The organism is Streptomyces aurantiaciflavus, assembly GCF_049808595.1.
GTDB lineage: Bacteria > Actinomycetota > Actinomycetes > Streptomycetales > Streptomycetaceae > Streptomyces.
Genome location: NZ_JBNCAQ010000011.1, coordinates 25,551 through 39,139 on the forward strand (window position 1 = coordinate 25,551; position 13,589 = coordinate 39,139).

At 72.4% G+C, this 13,589-nt stretch carries 8 protein-coding genes and 1 tRNA gene; 2 read left to right on the plus strand and 7 right to left on the minus strand.

Going from position 1 to position 13,589, the window contains the following annotated elements; genetic code table 11:
* The first annotated feature begins 54 nt into the window (after positions 1-54).
* Both ACPT94_RS14910 and ACPT94_RS14915 read left to right on the plus strand, forming a co-directional pair.
* A complete protein-coding gene (locus ACPT94_RS14910) occupies positions 55-1,500 on the plus strand; it encodes a sensor histidine kinase (RefSeq protein ID WP_425246020.1) in 1,446 nt (481 codons plus the stop codon).
* A complete protein-coding gene (locus ACPT94_RS14915; protein ID WP_425246021.1) occupies positions 1,497-2,201 on the plus strand; it encodes a response regulator in 705 nt (234 codons plus the stop codon). The genes ACPT94_RS14910 and ACPT94_RS14915 overlap by 4 nt, the downstream gene beginning before the upstream one ends.
* A gap of 140 nt (positions 2,202-2,341) precedes the next feature.
* Here the strand turns inward: ACPT94_RS14915 and ACPT94_RS14920 are convergent, their stop codons facing one another.
* The 7 genes from ACPT94_RS14920 to ACPT94_RS14950 form a co-directional block, all read right to left on the minus strand.
* Positions 2,342-2,770 carry a hypothetical protein gene (locus ACPT94_RS14920; protein ID WP_360335057.1) on the minus strand — a complete coding sequence of 143 codons (429 nt, stop codon included), beginning with the start codon at positions 2,768-2,770 and terminating at the stop codon, positions 2,342-2,344.
* A gap of 489 nt (positions 2,771-3,259) precedes the next feature.
* Positions 3,260-3,333: transfer RNA gene (locus ACPT94_RS14925), tRNA-Thr, on the minus strand.
* A gap of 108 nt (positions 3,334-3,441) precedes the next feature.
* A complete protein-coding gene (locus ACPT94_RS14930; RefSeq protein WP_425246022.1) occupies positions 3,442-5,013 on the minus strand; it encodes an alpha/beta hydrolase in 1,572 nt (523 codons plus the stop codon).
* Between the two features lie 315 nt (positions 5,014-5,328).
* A complete protein-coding gene (locus ACPT94_RS14935; RefSeq protein WP_425246023.1) occupies positions 5,329-6,534 on the minus strand; it encodes a DNA polymerase III subunit delta' in 1,206 nt (401 codons plus the stop codon).
* A 133-nt stretch (positions 6,535-6,667) separates the two neighbouring features.
* Positions 6,668-9,952: a dTMP kinase gene (tmk, locus tag ACPT94_RS14940; protein ID WP_425246024.1), complete on the minus strand. Its 3,285-nt coding sequence runs from the start codon at positions 9,950-9,952 to the stop codon at positions 6,668-6,670.
* A 124-nt stretch (positions 9,953-10,076) separates the two neighbouring features.
* On the minus strand, positions 10,077-12,908 hold the full coding sequence (topA, locus tag ACPT94_RS14945) for a type I DNA topoisomerase (RefSeq protein WP_425246025.1): 2,832 nt from the start codon (positions 12,906-12,908) through the stop codon (positions 10,077-10,079).
* Positions 12,909-13,344: 436 nt separating this feature from the next.
* A complete protein-coding gene (locus ACPT94_RS14950) occupies positions 13,345-13,542 on the minus strand; it encodes a hypothetical protein (RefSeq protein ID WP_360335047.1) in 198 nt (65 codons plus the stop codon).
* Positions 13,543-13,589 lie beyond the last annotated feature (47 nt).

The following is a 13,589-nucleotide window of genomic DNA, read 5'->3' on the forward strand; positions in this document are numbered from 1 at the left end:
CCCTCCGCACCGAGAGGGATGTGGGCCGACCGCCGCGCTTGCCACACTGGGCCCATGGACGGGTCTGCGGGGGCGGCGGGAACAGCGGATTCGGCGGAGACGGTGGGTTCGGCGCAGCCGATGGATTCCGCGGAGCCGATGGATTCCGCGGAGACGGCAGAGACGGCAGAGACGACGAAAACGGCCAAAACGGCAGAGACGGCGGAGACGGCGGACCGGCATACGCCCGGCCTGATGGCGCTGCTGCGCGCCACGAGTCCCCTCCCGCCACCGACGCGGTGGATGTGGACGGCCGACGTGGTCCTCGCCGTCGTGCTCGCCGCCTGCACGGTGGGCGCCGCGCGGACGCAGAACACCAGCGCCGTGGTGCTTCCGCCCGGTCCCCTCCCGGGGACCGTGCCGCCGGTGCCGCCTCCGCCGGTGGTCTGGCCGCAGGATCTCGGTTCCGTGCAGCCGTGGCAGCTCGCCCTGGCCGCCCTGACCGCGCTGCCCCTGGTCGTCCGCCGGCGCTACCCGCTGGTCGCGTTCTGGGCCGTGATCGGCACGACGCTGCTGTTCAACCAGCGCCTGGGCGCGGGCGACACGACCCCGTACACGTTCCTCTCCTGCGTGGTGGCCGCGTACGGCGCCGCCGTGTACAGCCCCTACCGTCTGCGCGCGCTCACGAGCCTGGTGGCGGGCGCCGGCCTGATCGCGGCGTTCCCCGAGGAGAACTTCCCCTACGTCACACCCGGCGTGGTCCCGTTCCTCGTCCTGCTCGGCGTGGGGCTCGGCGCCAACGCCATCCATGTCTGGAAGCAGCGTGTGCACGCCCTGCAGGAACGGCAGGAGGCGGCCACCCGGATGGCCGTCGAGCGTGAACGCGCCCGGATCGCACGTGAGTTGCACGACGTCGTCACCCACAATGTGAGCGTGATGGTGATCCAGGCGGGGGCGGCCCGCAAGGTGATGGACGCCTCGCCCGAGCGGGCCCGCGAGGCGCTGCTGGCCGTCGAGGCCGGCGGGCGCACCGCGATGACCGAACTCCGCCATGTCATGGGCCTGCTCACCATGCCCGGCGACGGCCCCACGCCGGCCGCCGACCCGGACCTGGCCCCGCAACCCGGCCTGGACCAGCTGACAGCCCTCGTCGACCGGGTACGCGCCACCGGCGTCCCCGTCGACCTGACCGTCACCGGCACCCCGGCGCCCCTGCCCGCCGGCGCCGACCTGGCCGCCTACCGCGTGGTCCAGGAGGCCCTGACCAACGCCGTCAAGCACGCGTCCGGCGCCCGGGTCCGGGTCGCCGTCGACCACACCCCGGCCGCGCTCCACGTGGAGGTGACGGACTCCGGCGGCATCCCCACTCTCCAGTCCCCCTCCGGCACCGGCCGCGGCCTCCTCGGCCTGCGCGAACGCGTGACGGTCCACGGCGGCACCCTCCACGCCGGCCACCAGCCCACCGGGGGCTACCGCGTACGCGCGGTCATCCCGTACGACGAGGACGGGCCGACGCCATGACCGAATCGCCGCCGCGCGTCGTGATCGCCGACGACCAGGCGCTGGTCCGCACCGGCTTCGGCCTGATCCTGGCCGCCGACGGAATCGACGTCGTCGCCGAGGCCGCCGACGGTGACCAGGCCGTCGACGCGGTCCACCGCACCCGCCCGGACCTCGTCCTGATGGACATCCGCATGCCCGGGACCGACGGCCTGGAAGCCACCCGGCGCATCCTGTCCGGCACCGAGCCCGACCCGCCCCGGGTCGTCATGCTGACCACGTTCGACCTCGACCGTTACGTCTACGCGGCCCTCACCGCCGGCGCCAGCGGCTTCCTCCTCAAGGACGTCACCCCCGAGCACCTGGTCGCGGCCGTCCGTCTCGCCCGCACCGGCGACGCGCTGCTCGCCCCGGCCATCACCCGCCGCCTGGTCGAACGCTTCGTCGCCCACGGCACCGAGCCCACCACCCTCCACCGCGACCTGTCGGTCCTCACCCCCCGCGAGCTGGAGGTCCTGCGCTCCCTCGGCACCGGCCTGAGCAACGCCGAACTCTCCACGAGGTTCGGCCTGAGCGAGGCGACGGTGAAGACCCACGTGGCCCGCATCCTGTCCAAACTTCACCTGCGCGACCGCGCCCAGGCCGTCGTCGTGGCCTACGAGACGGGCCTGATCGTGCCGGGCACAGGCAGCACGGCAAGAGACCCCAGGTCGTCTGCTTGACCTGGGGTCTCCATGGATAGCCACCTTCGGGATTCGAACCCGGGACCTACGGAGGCAGCTGCCGGCCCGTGCGCAGCCGCCCCGGCCGGCGACCTGCCCGATCTCCCGACCGCGCGCCGCCTGCCGGGGCGAAAACCGCCTTACAGGACGGCGACCGCCTCCACGTCCGCGTACCTGAACCCGTCGTTGTCGAAGTAGAAGACGGTGACCTTGACCTTGTCCCCCTTGTCGAAGTGCGCGCCCGCGGCCGGGCGCATGGTCACCAGCGCGACATGGTCGTTGTAGTCGCAGACCAGTTGGTCCTTCTTGACGGTGCCCGCAGCGATGGACTGGTCGTGGGGGCTGTGGTTGAGCGTCGTCGCGTTGGCCACGAGTTGGTGGTCCATGCCGACGTCGCAGGAGTAGGTGACCTTCACCTGCAGGCCGGGGGTGTGCCGCGAGACCTTGTCGATGGACAGCAGGTTGGCCTTGGCCGCCGCCGAAGGCGCGGTCGCCAGGGCCCCGGCACCGATCAGGAGAACGGTGGCCGCGGTTCCGGCGACGCGTCGGCGCAGACTGGATGACGTCATCTTGGTTTTCCTCCCCCTTGCGCGGTCACCCATGGTCGAGGCGTGGAGAAATCTCCAACTAAGCGGGTAACTGCGGCAGTTGGTCAATTCGACCTGGATGTTACGTGATCTCCGAGTGATTCCGGCACCGGATGGCCGACGGCGCCGCGTGAGGAATGCCGCACCCTGCCGAATGAACCACTCCCGGCTCGACATCGTCGGCAGCGGGACACCGACGAGTTACGGCCTGCGCTCCGACGGCCTTGGCCTTGTGGCCTGCCCCCGGAGCATGCCGCAGACGCGGTGCCCGGCACGCCCTCCCCAAGCTCTTCGAGCAGGGGACACATAACACCAAGGCGTAAGGGCCCCGCCGACGAACCGGCGGGGCCCTTGGGTCGCGCCGAACAGCCGCGCGGCCCACGCTCGACGTCGCCGCCGACAGCCGCCGCCGCGCACGTCCACTGAACGAGAAAGCCCAGCTCAGAGTCTGTCTGAGCTGGGCTTAAGAAGAGCCGCCTTCGGGATTCGAACCCGAGACCTACGCATTACGAGTGCGTTGCTCTGGCCATCTGAGCTAAGGCGGCGCGCTGTCCGCACCATGGTGCGATCAGCAACGTCGGTAAGTCTACACAGTTTCCGGTGGTGCTCCGTACCACCCCCGGAGGCGGTCGCTCCGTAGGTGGCCGACAGGGCTATGAGCAGCGCTTTTCGTTCGCCGGAGGCGTCCCGCGGAGCAGGTAGGCGTTGATCGTGGAGTCGATGCAGGTGCTGCCGCGGCCGTAGGCGGTGTGGCCGTCGCCCCGGTAGGTGAGGAGGCGGGCCGAGGAGAGCTGGCGGGAGAGGGACTGGGCCCAGCGGTAGGGGGTCGCGGGGTCGCGGGTGGTGCCGACGACGACGATCGGGGCCGCGCCCTTCGCGTTGATGGGGTGGGGCTCGCCGGTGGGCGCGACCGGCCAGTAGGCGCAGTTCAGGGAGGACCAGGCGAGGCCCTTGCCGAAGACCGGGGACGTCTTCTCGAACGTGGGCAGCGCTCCGCGGACCGCGTCGGGGGTGTCGAAGGCGGCCGGGAGGTCCAGGCAGTTCACGGCTGCGTTGGCGAACATCAGGTTCGAGTAGTGACCCTTGGCGTCCCGCTCGTAGTAACTGTCGGAGAGGGCGAGCAGCCCGGCTCCGTCCTTCTTCGCCGTCGCCGCGGTCAGCGCCTCCCGCAGTTGACCCCAGGCGCTCTGGTCGTACATCGCCGCGATCACGGCGGTGGTGGCGAGCGACTCGGTGAGCCTGCGGCCGTCCGCGTCACTGGTGGGCAGAGGCCGCGTGTCGAGCCGCCCGAAGAAGGCCTTGAGGTTCTTGCCGACCGCGCCCACCGTGCTGCCCAGCGGGCAGTCCCGCTGCCGTACGCAGTCCTTCGCGAACGACTGGAACGCCGTCTCGAAGCCCGCCGTCTGGTCCAGGTTCATCCGCCGGGCGGACAGCGACGGGTCCATCGCCCCGTCCAGCACGAGCCGCCCCACCCGCTCCGGGAACAGCCCCGCGTACGTCGCCCCGAGGAACGTCCCGTACGACGCCCCCACATACGTCAGCCTCCGGTCCCCGAGCACCGCGCGCAGCACGTCCATGTCGCGGGCCGCCTCGACCGTGGAGACGTGGCGCAGCAGCCGGGGTGACTGCGCGCCGCATCCTTCCGCGAACTCCTTGTACGCCCCGACCAGTTCGTCCGTCTCCCGCTGGTTGTCGGGGGTCACGTCCGTCTGCGTGTACCTGTCCATCTCCCGCCCGTCGAGGCACTCCACGGGCTGGCTGCGGGCGACGCCCCGCGGATCGACGGCGACCATGTCGTAGCGGGCGCGGACCCCGGCGGGGTAGCCGACGCCGGCGTACTGCTGGAGGTAGCCGACCGCGGAGCCGCCCGGTCCGCCCGGGTTCACCAGCAGCGAGCCGAGCCGCTTGCCCGGACCCGTCGCCTTCTTGCGCGCCACGGCGAGCCGGACATCGCCGGCGCCCGGCCGGTCGTAGTCGAGCGGCGCCTTCAGCGTGGCGCACTCGAAGCCGGGGACACCGCAGCCGCGCCAGCTCAGCTTCTGCCCGTAGTACCGCGAGAGCGCGGACGGCGTGGCGCGGGGCAGCGCGGCCAGCCCCGCCTCCGCCGCGGCCGGGCTCGCGGAACTCGTCGCATCCCCGGTGGAGCAGGCGGAGACGAGCAAGGCGGCGAGAGAGAGAAGGGTGACGCCGGTACGGGTCCTACGAGGGGAGCGCCTGATGTGCATCCAGCGAGGGTAACTGTGAGCAACGAGATGAATGCGTTACGTGCGCCATGCGCCACGGACGAGTGATGCCGTCAACCGGCGCAACCAGGAGCAACCGGGATCACGGGGGCATCGACGTGACCCGCGTCGGCGGGTCACGGAGTCACGATGGTCCCCACCCGTCACCCCTTCCTCAAGGTCACCTTCCCCCAGCGACACCGGTTTCCTCAGGGTCGCCGCGTCCCAGGGTCGCCGCGTCTCAGGGTCGCCGGCGTCCCACAGCCGGCCGGGCCCTGGGGCGAAAAATCCAGCAGCGAACCCCCGCCCGCCGCGCCCTCAGCCCGCTCTCAGCGCCATCGTCATCGCCTCCACCGCCAGTAGCGGCGCCACATTGCGGTCGAGGGCCTCTCTGCACGCGGCGATGGCCTCGATGCGGCGGAGGGTGGACTCGGGGGTGCTGCCGCGGGCGAGCCGCTCCAGGGCGTCCTCGGTGTCCGTGTTGGCCAGGGCGATGCGGGAGCCGAGCTGGAGGGCGAGGACGTCGCGGTAGAAGGCGGTGAGGTCGGTGAGCGCGAGGTCGAGGCTGTCGCGCTGGGTACGCGTCCTGCGGCGCTTCTGCTTGTCCTCCAGGTCCTTCATCACGCCCGCCGTACCACGCGGCATCCGGCCGCCCGGGGCCGCGCCCAGGGCGGCCTTCAGCTCCTCCGTCTCCTTGGCGTCCCGCTCCTCCGCGAGCTGCTTGGCGTCCTCGGCCGCCGCGTCGACCAGCTCCTGCGCGGCCTTGAGGCAGCCGCCGACGTCCTCGACGCGCAGCGGCAGCTTCAGCACGGCGGCCCGGCGCTCGCGGGCGGCGGGGTCCGTGGCCAGGCGGCGGGCCCGGTCGACGTGCCCCTGGGTGGCACGGGCGGCGGCAGCGGCCACGGCGGGCTCGATGCCCTCGCGTCGTACGAGCATGTCGGCGACGGCGTCGACGGAGGGTGTCCGCAGGTTCAGGTGCCGGCAGCGGGAGCGGATGGTGGGCAGCACGTCCTCCAGGGAGGGCGCGCAGAGCAGCCACACCGTACGGGGCGCGGGCTCCTCGACCGCCTTGAGGACGGCGTTGGCTGACTTCTCGTTCAGCCGCTCGGCGTCCTCGACGAGGATCACCTGCCAGCGGCCGTTCGCGGGCGAGGTGAACGACTTGCGGACCGTGTCCCGCATGTCGTCGGCGAGGATCTGCGAGCCCACGGCGGCGACGGTGGTGACGTCGGCGTGTGTGCCGATGAGCGCCGTGTGACAGCCGTCGCAGAAGCCGCACCCCGGTGCCCCGCCGAGCGCCCGGTCGGGGCTCACGCACTGCAGGGCGGCGGCGAAGGCCCGCGCCACCTGGGTCCGGCCGGCGCCGGGCGGCCCGGTGAACAGCCAGGCATGCGTCATCTTCGACGCCTCGGGCGGCGGCGCGTCGGAGGCGGCCGCGGTGACGAGCGCGTCGGCGTCCCGGGCAGCGGCGGCGAGCTGGTCACTCACCTTCTCCTGCCCGACGAGGTCGTCCCACACGCTCATGGGTCACGCCGCCCTTTCGTCACGGTTCGCGTTGCGGGTTCCATTGTGCGGGCAGCCACTGACACTGCCCCCCGGAGGCGGCGGGAGTCCCGCGCGGACCGGCGGCCGGAGCCCACGGAGCCGCCCCCGGGCCTCAGCGCCGCCGGCCCCGGCCGCGGCCGCCGCTCCGGCCGTCGCCGCGTCCGTCGTCGATCCCGTCGTCGTCCCGATGCGGGCCCAGCAGCTCGTCCGCCAGGCTCGGCAGGTCGTCCAGCGGGGTCTCCTCGGCCCAGTCCGAGCGCGGGCGGCGGGGCGTGCCCTCCTCGTCGACCTGCGGCAGCTCGCGCGTACGGTCCTCGGACCCGTCCGGGCCCGTCCCCGGCCGCTCGTCGCGGAAGTATCCCGGCGGCACCCGGTCGACCGGGCTCTCCCCGCGCACGGGAGGCAGTACGGCCGTCTCGTCCGCGGAGCTGTCGTCCCGCACGGGGGGCAGCACCGCCGTCTCGTCAGCGGCCCCGGCCGGAGGGACGGGGGGCAGTACGGCCGTCTCGTCGGCCGCGCCCGCGGGCGCCGGCGGCTGCGGCAGCTCGGCCGTCACCTCGGCGTCGGACGCCCCGCCGGCCGCGGACGAGGACTTCGTGGCGGCAGAGCGCCCCGACTCGCCCGAGCCCTCCACGGGGTCCTTGTCCATCCGCACCCGGGGCAGCACGGCCGTCTCCTCCACCGGTCCGCCCGACGCGTTCGTCGGCGTCACCACCGGCGTGGGCACGGTCGCCGCGTCCGGCGCGACCGCCGGCGGCGCGGGCGGGTTCTGCTTCGGGCCGGCCTGGGCCGCTGCGGCGGCCTGCTCGGCGGCGCGCCGGGCCTCCTCGGCCCGCAGCAGCGCCTCCTCGGCCTTGCGCTGCTTCTCCAGGCGTCGCGACTCGGCCTCGGCGCGCAGCCGGGCCTCCTCCTCGGCCTGCTTGCGGCGCCGCTCCTCCTCCGCCCTGCGGCGGGCCTCCTCCTCGGCTCGGGCCTTCTCCTCGGCGAGGAGCCGCACGCGCTCCTCCTCCGCCCGCCTGGCCGCCTCCTCGGCCCGCTGCCGGGCCTCCTCGGCCTGCCGTTCGGCCTCGCGCCGCTGCGCCTCCTCCAGCTCGCGCCGCTTGCGCTCCTCCTCCTCGGCACGCAGCCGGGCGAGCTGCTCCTGGCGCTCCCGCTCCAGGCGCTCCTCCTCGGCCTTGCGCCGGGCCTCCTCCTCGGCCTTCTTCCGCGCTTCTTCCTCGGCCTTCTTCCGGGCCTCCTCCTGGGCCTCGATCTCGGCCTCCGACAGCGGCAGCATCCGGTCGAGCCGGGCGCGGACGACCGCGGTCACGGCCTCCGCCTCCTGGCCGGCGTCGACGACGAGGTAGCGGCCTGGGTCGGCGGCGGCCAGGGTGAGGAAACCGGAGCGCACGCGCGCGTGGAACTCCGCCGGCTCCGACTCCAGCCGGTCCGGCGCCTCCGTGAAGCGTTCACGGGCGGTCTCCGGGGACACGTCCAGCAGCACCGTCAGATGCGGCACCAGCCCGTTCGTCGCCCACCGCGAGATCCGCGCGATCTCGGTGGGGGACAGGTCACGGCCGGCGCCCTGGTAGGCCACGGACGAGTCGATGTACCGGTCGGTGATCACCACCGCGCCGCGCTCCAGCGCGGGCCGTACGACGGTGTCGACGTGCTCGGCGCGGTCCGCCGCGTACAGCAGCGCCTCCGCACGGTGCGAGAGCCCGGCACTCGACACGTCGAGGAGGATCGACCGCAGCCGCTTGCCGACGGGTGTGGCGCCCGGCTCGCGCGTGAGGACGACCTCGTGGCCCTTGGCCCGGATCCACTCGGCGAGCGCCTCGGCCTGGGTGGACTTGCCGGCGCCGTCGCCGCCCTCCAGGGCGATGAAGAAGCCGTTCGCCGCCGGTGCCTGCACCGGGTCGTCGCCGCCGAGGAGCGCGTCCCGCAGGTCGTGCCGCAGGGGCACGCCGGAACGGTCGTCGACCTTGGCCAGCACCAGCGCGGCCACCGGCAGCAGCAGGGCGCCCACCAGCATCAGCGTGAACGCGGCCCCGCCGTGCGCGAAGACGAACTTGCCGTTCTCCAGCCGGTGCGGCCCGATCAGCGCCGCGACCAGCGGGGCGACCAGCGCACCCAGCGCGACGAGGACCCGGACGACCGCGTGCAGGTGCTCCGTCACGCGTGTGCGGCGGTGGTCCTCGGTCTCCTGGTCGAGCAGCGCGTGCCCGGTGTTGGCGGCCATGCCCGCGCCGACGCCGGCCAGGGCCAGGATCAGCAGCACGCTGGTGACGTCCGGGACCAGTCCGGCCGCGAGCAGCGCCACGCCGGTGAAGGCGATCGCCAGCGCGAGCAGGCGTCGCCGTGACAGCGACACCAGCACCTTCGGTGCCGTACGGACACCGACGACGACCCCGCCGGTCAGCGCGAGGACGAACAGGCCGTACAGCACCGGCCCGCCGCCCAGGTCCTTGGCGTGCAGCACCGCCACGGCGACCGCGGCGGCGATGGCGCCGGCGACGGCCGCGCAGGCGAGGACCAGCAGCGGGATCGCGCCGGTGCGGCCCGCGTCGACACCGGTGGCCGTCCGGGGCCGGCGCAGCCCCTCGAGCGGCGACCGCGCGCGCGGGGTGCGCGTGGCGGGCAGCTCCAGGAAGGTCACGACGGACAGCGACGCGGCGAACAGACCCGCCGCGACATAGGAGGCGAGGGCCGCCTGGTGCTGGGCGAACCAGTCGATCCCGGCGCCCAGCAGATTGTTGAACAATGCCGCCACGAGCAGCGCGGCCGCGCCCAGCGGGATCGCCAGGAAGCCCGTCCGCAGCGACAGACGGCGCAGTGCGTCGAGGTGGTCCGGCAACGGCCGCACGGTCGCGCCCTCCAGGGGCGGCGCGGGCAGCAGGGCGGGGGCCGCGCTCTCCCGGGCGACCGTCCAGAACCGCTCGGCGACACCGGTCACGAACACCGTGACCAGCAGCAGCGCCAGGGCGTCGTCCGGCGTCCAGTCGATCCACAGGGGCGCGACGATCAGCAGGGCGGCGCGCACGCCGTCGGCGCCCACCATGGTCCAGCGGCGGTCGAGCGGACCGTCCGGCGACGTCAGCGAGGTCAGCGGGCCGAGGAGAACGGCGCCGAAGAGGAGGGTGGCGAGAACGCGCACCCCGAAGACGGTTGCCACCGCGAACGCCACACCCCGGTAGCCGCCTCCGAAGGAGCCCTCGGCGATGGCCGCCTGGAGGGCCAGGAGGACGAGCACCAGGAGGGCGAGGGCGTCGCCGACGCCGCTCACCAACTGCGCACTCCACAACCGCTTCAGCTGCGGCTGGCGCAGCAGGGCGCGAACGGCGCGCTCGCGGGAGTCCGCTACCAGGGCGTCGTCTGGGGCCGGGTGGTGGGCCGTCGGCTGCTCGGCTCGCGTCATGCTTTCAGCCTATCGGCCGCGACTGACAGCCCGAGGGGGCCGTCCACACGTGCGCACACCCCGACACCAAAGTGATGCCGAGGTGTGCGTTTCGCGAACCCGGTGTGGGGAAGTGCCGGCCGGCTCAGGCGGTCCGGTCCTCCGCTGCCGTCTTCGAAGCCGTCGTCTTCTTCGCCGCCGTCTTCTTCGCGGCCGTGGTCGTCTTCTTCGCGGCGGTCTTCTTGGCGGCCGTCTTCTTCGCCGGAGCCGCCTTCTTCGCGGTCGCCTTCTTGGCGGGCGCCTTCTTCGCCGTCTTCTTGGCGGGCCCCTTGGCCCGCTTCTCGGCGAGCAGCTCGAAGCCGCGCTCCGGGGTGATCGTCTCGACGCTGTCGCCGGAGCGCAGGGTCGCGTTGGTCTCCCCGTCGGTGACGTACGGCCCGAAGCGACCGTCCTTGACCACGACCGGCTTCTCGCTGACCGGGTCGGTGCCGAGCTCCTTCAGCGGCGGCTTGGCGGCGGCCCGGCCGCGCTGCTTGGGCTGGGAGTAGATCTCCAGCGCCTCTTCGAGGGTGATCGTGAAGAGCTGCTCCTCGGACTGCAGCGAACGCGAGTCCGTGCCCTTCTTCAGGTACGGGCCGTAGCGGCCGTTCTGCGCGGTGATCTCCTGGCCCTCGGCGTCGGTGCCGACGACACGCGGCAGCGACATCAGCCGGAGCGCGTCCTCGAGCGTCACCGTGTCCAGCGACATGGACTTGAACAGCGAGGCCGTGCGCGGCTTGACCGCGTTCTTGCCGGTCTTCGGGGTGCCCTCGGGCAGCACCTCGGTGACGTACGGGCCGTAGCGGCCGTCCCTGGCGATGATCTGGTGGCCGGTCTCCGGGTCGGCGCCCAGCTCGAAGTCGCCGCTCGGCTTGGCGAGCAGTTCCTCCGCCAGCTCGACGGACAGCTCGTCGGGCGCCAGGTCCTCCGGGATGTCCGCCCGCTGGTGGTTCCCGGAGTCCTTCTCACCGCGCTCGATGTACGGGCCGTAGCGGCCGACCCGCAGCACGATGTCGTTGCCCACGGGGAACGACGACACCTCGCGCGCGTCGATGGCGCCCAGGTCGGTCACCAGCTCCTTGAAACCGCCGAGGTGGTCCCCGTCGCCGTTGCCGGCCTCGGCCGCCCCGCCGATGCCGTTGGCCTCGCCGAAGTAGAACCGCTTCAGCCACGGCACGGCCTGCGCCTCACCGCGTGCGATGCGGTCGAGGTCGTCCTCCATCTTGGCGGTGAAGTCGTAGTCGACGAGCCGCCCGAAGTGCTTCTCCAGGAGGTTGACCACGGCGAAGCTCAGGAAGGACGGCACGAGGGCCGTGCCCTTCTTGAAGACATATCCGCGATCGAGGATCGTGCCGATGATCGACGCGTAGGTCGACGGACGGCCGATCTCGCGCTCCTCGAGCTCCTTGACCAGGCTGGCCTCGGTGTAGCGGGCCGGGGGCTTGGTGGCGTGCCCGTCGACCGTGATCTCCTCGGCGCTGAGCGCGTCGCCCTCGGTGACCTGGGGCAGACGGCGCTCGCGGTCGTCGAGCTCGGCGTTCGGGTCGTCGGCGCCCTCGACGTACGCCTTCAGGAAGCCGTGGAAGGTGATCGTCTTGCCGGAGGCGCTGAACTCGACGTCCCGTCCGTCGGCCGCGGTGCCGCCGATCTTGACCGTGACGGAGTTGCCCGTGGCGTCCTTCATCTGGGAGGCGACCGTCCGCTTCCAGATCAGCTCGTAGAGCTTGAACTGGTCGCCGGTCAGACCCGTCTCGGCAGGCGTGCGGAAGCGATCGCCCGAGGGACGGATCGCCTCGTGCGCCTCCTGCGCGTTCTTGACCTTCCCGGCGTACGTGCGCGGCTGGGCCGGCAGGTAGTCGGCCCCGTACAGCTGCGTGACCTGGGCACGGGCCGCGGCGACGGCGGTGTCGCTCAGCGTCGTGGAGTCGGTACGCATGTACGTGATGTAGCCGTTCTCGTACAGCTTCTGCGCGATCTGCATGGTGGCCTTCGCGCCGAAGCCGAGCTTGCGGCTGGCCTCCTGCTGCAGCGTCGTCGTACGGAACGGGGCGTACGGCGAGCGGCGGTACGGCTTGGACTCGACAGACCGGACGGAGAAGCGGGTGTTCTCCAGGGCGGCGGCGAGGGCGCGGGCGTTCGCCTCGTCGAGGTGGAGGGTGTTCGCGCTCTTGAGTTGTCCCAGGGAGTCGAAGTCGCGGCCCTGCGCGACCCGCCTGCCGTCGACGGTCTGCAGGCGGGCGACCAGCGACGACGGGTCCGACGGATCTCCCGCGCGGCCGGTCGCGAAGGTGCCCGTCAGGTCCCAGTACTCAGCAGAACGAAACGCGATGCGCTCGCGTTCCCGCTCGACGACGAGCCGTGTGGCGACCGACTGGACACGGCCGGCCGACAGGCGCGGCATGACCTTCTTCCACAGGACCGGCGACACCTCGTAGCCGTAGAGGCGGTCGAGGATGCGGCGGGTCTCCTGGGCGTCGACCAGCTTCTGGTTGAGCTGGCGCGGGTTGGCGACGGCGGCCTGGATCGCGGTCTTGGTGATCTCGTGGAAGACCATCCGCTTGACCGGGACCTTGGGCTTGAGAACCTCCTGGAGGTGCCACGCGATGGCCTCGCCCTCGCGGTCCTCATCGGTGGCGAGGTAGAGCTCGTCGGACTCCTTCAGCAGGTCCTTGAGCTTCTTGACCTGGGCCCTCTTGTCGGCGTTGACGACATAGATCGGCGCGAAGTCGTGTTCGACGTCCACACCGAGGCGGCGCACCTCGCCGGTGTACTTCTCCGGCACCTCCGCGGCGCCGTTGGGGAGGTCGCGGATGTGCCCGACGCTCGCCTCGACAACGTATCCGGGGCCGAGATAGCCCTTGATCGTCTTCGCCTTGGCAGGCGACTCGACGATGACGAGTCGGCGGCCGCCCTTCGCGGTCTCGCTGGTCGGGGACAACTTCGCTCTTCTCTCCGGTCGACGCTGGGGCCTCCCCAGGCCTTGCTCCCGGGGTCGGGGCACCTTTCAAATGGCTCGCTCGCCTCCAGGACGCTACAGGCAGTCTCGGGACGGCGATCGTGCTCGGCCCTGCGGACCTCCGCGCGTTCGCCGCCTCGACACCGCCGCGTCCTCTCGGCTCACTGCTGGTGACGCTGCGGAGTGTGACGGTACATCCCGCCCCCGTGTCAAACGGGAAAAGCCCGCAACGGCCACTCGAACGGTAACCCGACTACCGCCATTCCTGCCGCCCGGAGTGCCGACCGGCACTTTTCCGCCGGACCGGAGCACGACCTCTCAATTATCCGTGTTGCCGTCCTTACGCGGTTCTCACAGGCACTTCTGCAAGATCTTGGGCGGCGCTTCGGAGGTGCTCGGGCGGCACTTCAGGGGTGCTTCAGAGGCGGGTGAAGCACCACGTTCCGAGCGTCAGCGCGACCACCGCGACGAGCGTCGCGAGGGTCGCCGATGCGACAGGGTTCACACCTTGGGCCACGGGTTGGCGCTGTCGTACGCGGACCGCCGTCCACGCCAGCAGACCGCCTCCGAACAGCGCGAAGACCACTCCGGTGAAGATCGCCGGCCCACTCTCCATGATCGTCCGCGCCCTTCTTCCGCCGCCCGCGCGTGCTCCAGCCCCCC

Bases quoted from the DNA above. Each gene is read 5' to 3' on its own strand.
- ACPT94_RS14910 (WP_425246020.1), top strand. From the start codon at position 55: ATGGACGGGTCTGCGGGGGCGGCGGGAACAGCGGATTCGGCGGAGACG.
- ACPT94_RS14915 (WP_425246021.1), top strand. From the start codon at position 1,497: ATGACCGAATCGCCGCCGCGCGTCGTGATCGCCGACGACCAGGCGCTG.
- ACPT94_RS14920 (WP_360335057.1), bottom strand. From the start codon at position 2,770: ATGACGTCATCCAGTCTGCGCCGACGCGTCGCCGGAACCGCGGCCACC.
- ACPT94_RS14930 (WP_425246022.1), bottom strand. From the start codon at position 5,013: ATGCACATCAGGCGCTCCCCTCGTAGGACCCGTACCGGCGTCACCCTT.
- ACPT94_RS14935 (WP_425246023.1), bottom strand. From the start codon at position 6,534: ATGAGCGTGTGGGACGACCTCGTCGGGCAGGAGAAGGTGAGTGACCAG.
- tmk (WP_425246024.1), bottom strand. From the start codon at position 9,952: ATGACGCGAGCCGAGCAGCCGACGGCCCACCACCCGGCCCCAGACGAC.
- ACPT94_RS14950 (WP_360335047.1), bottom strand. From the start codon at position 13,542: ATGGAGAGTGGGCCGGCGATCTTCACCGGAGTGGTCTTCGCGCTGTTC.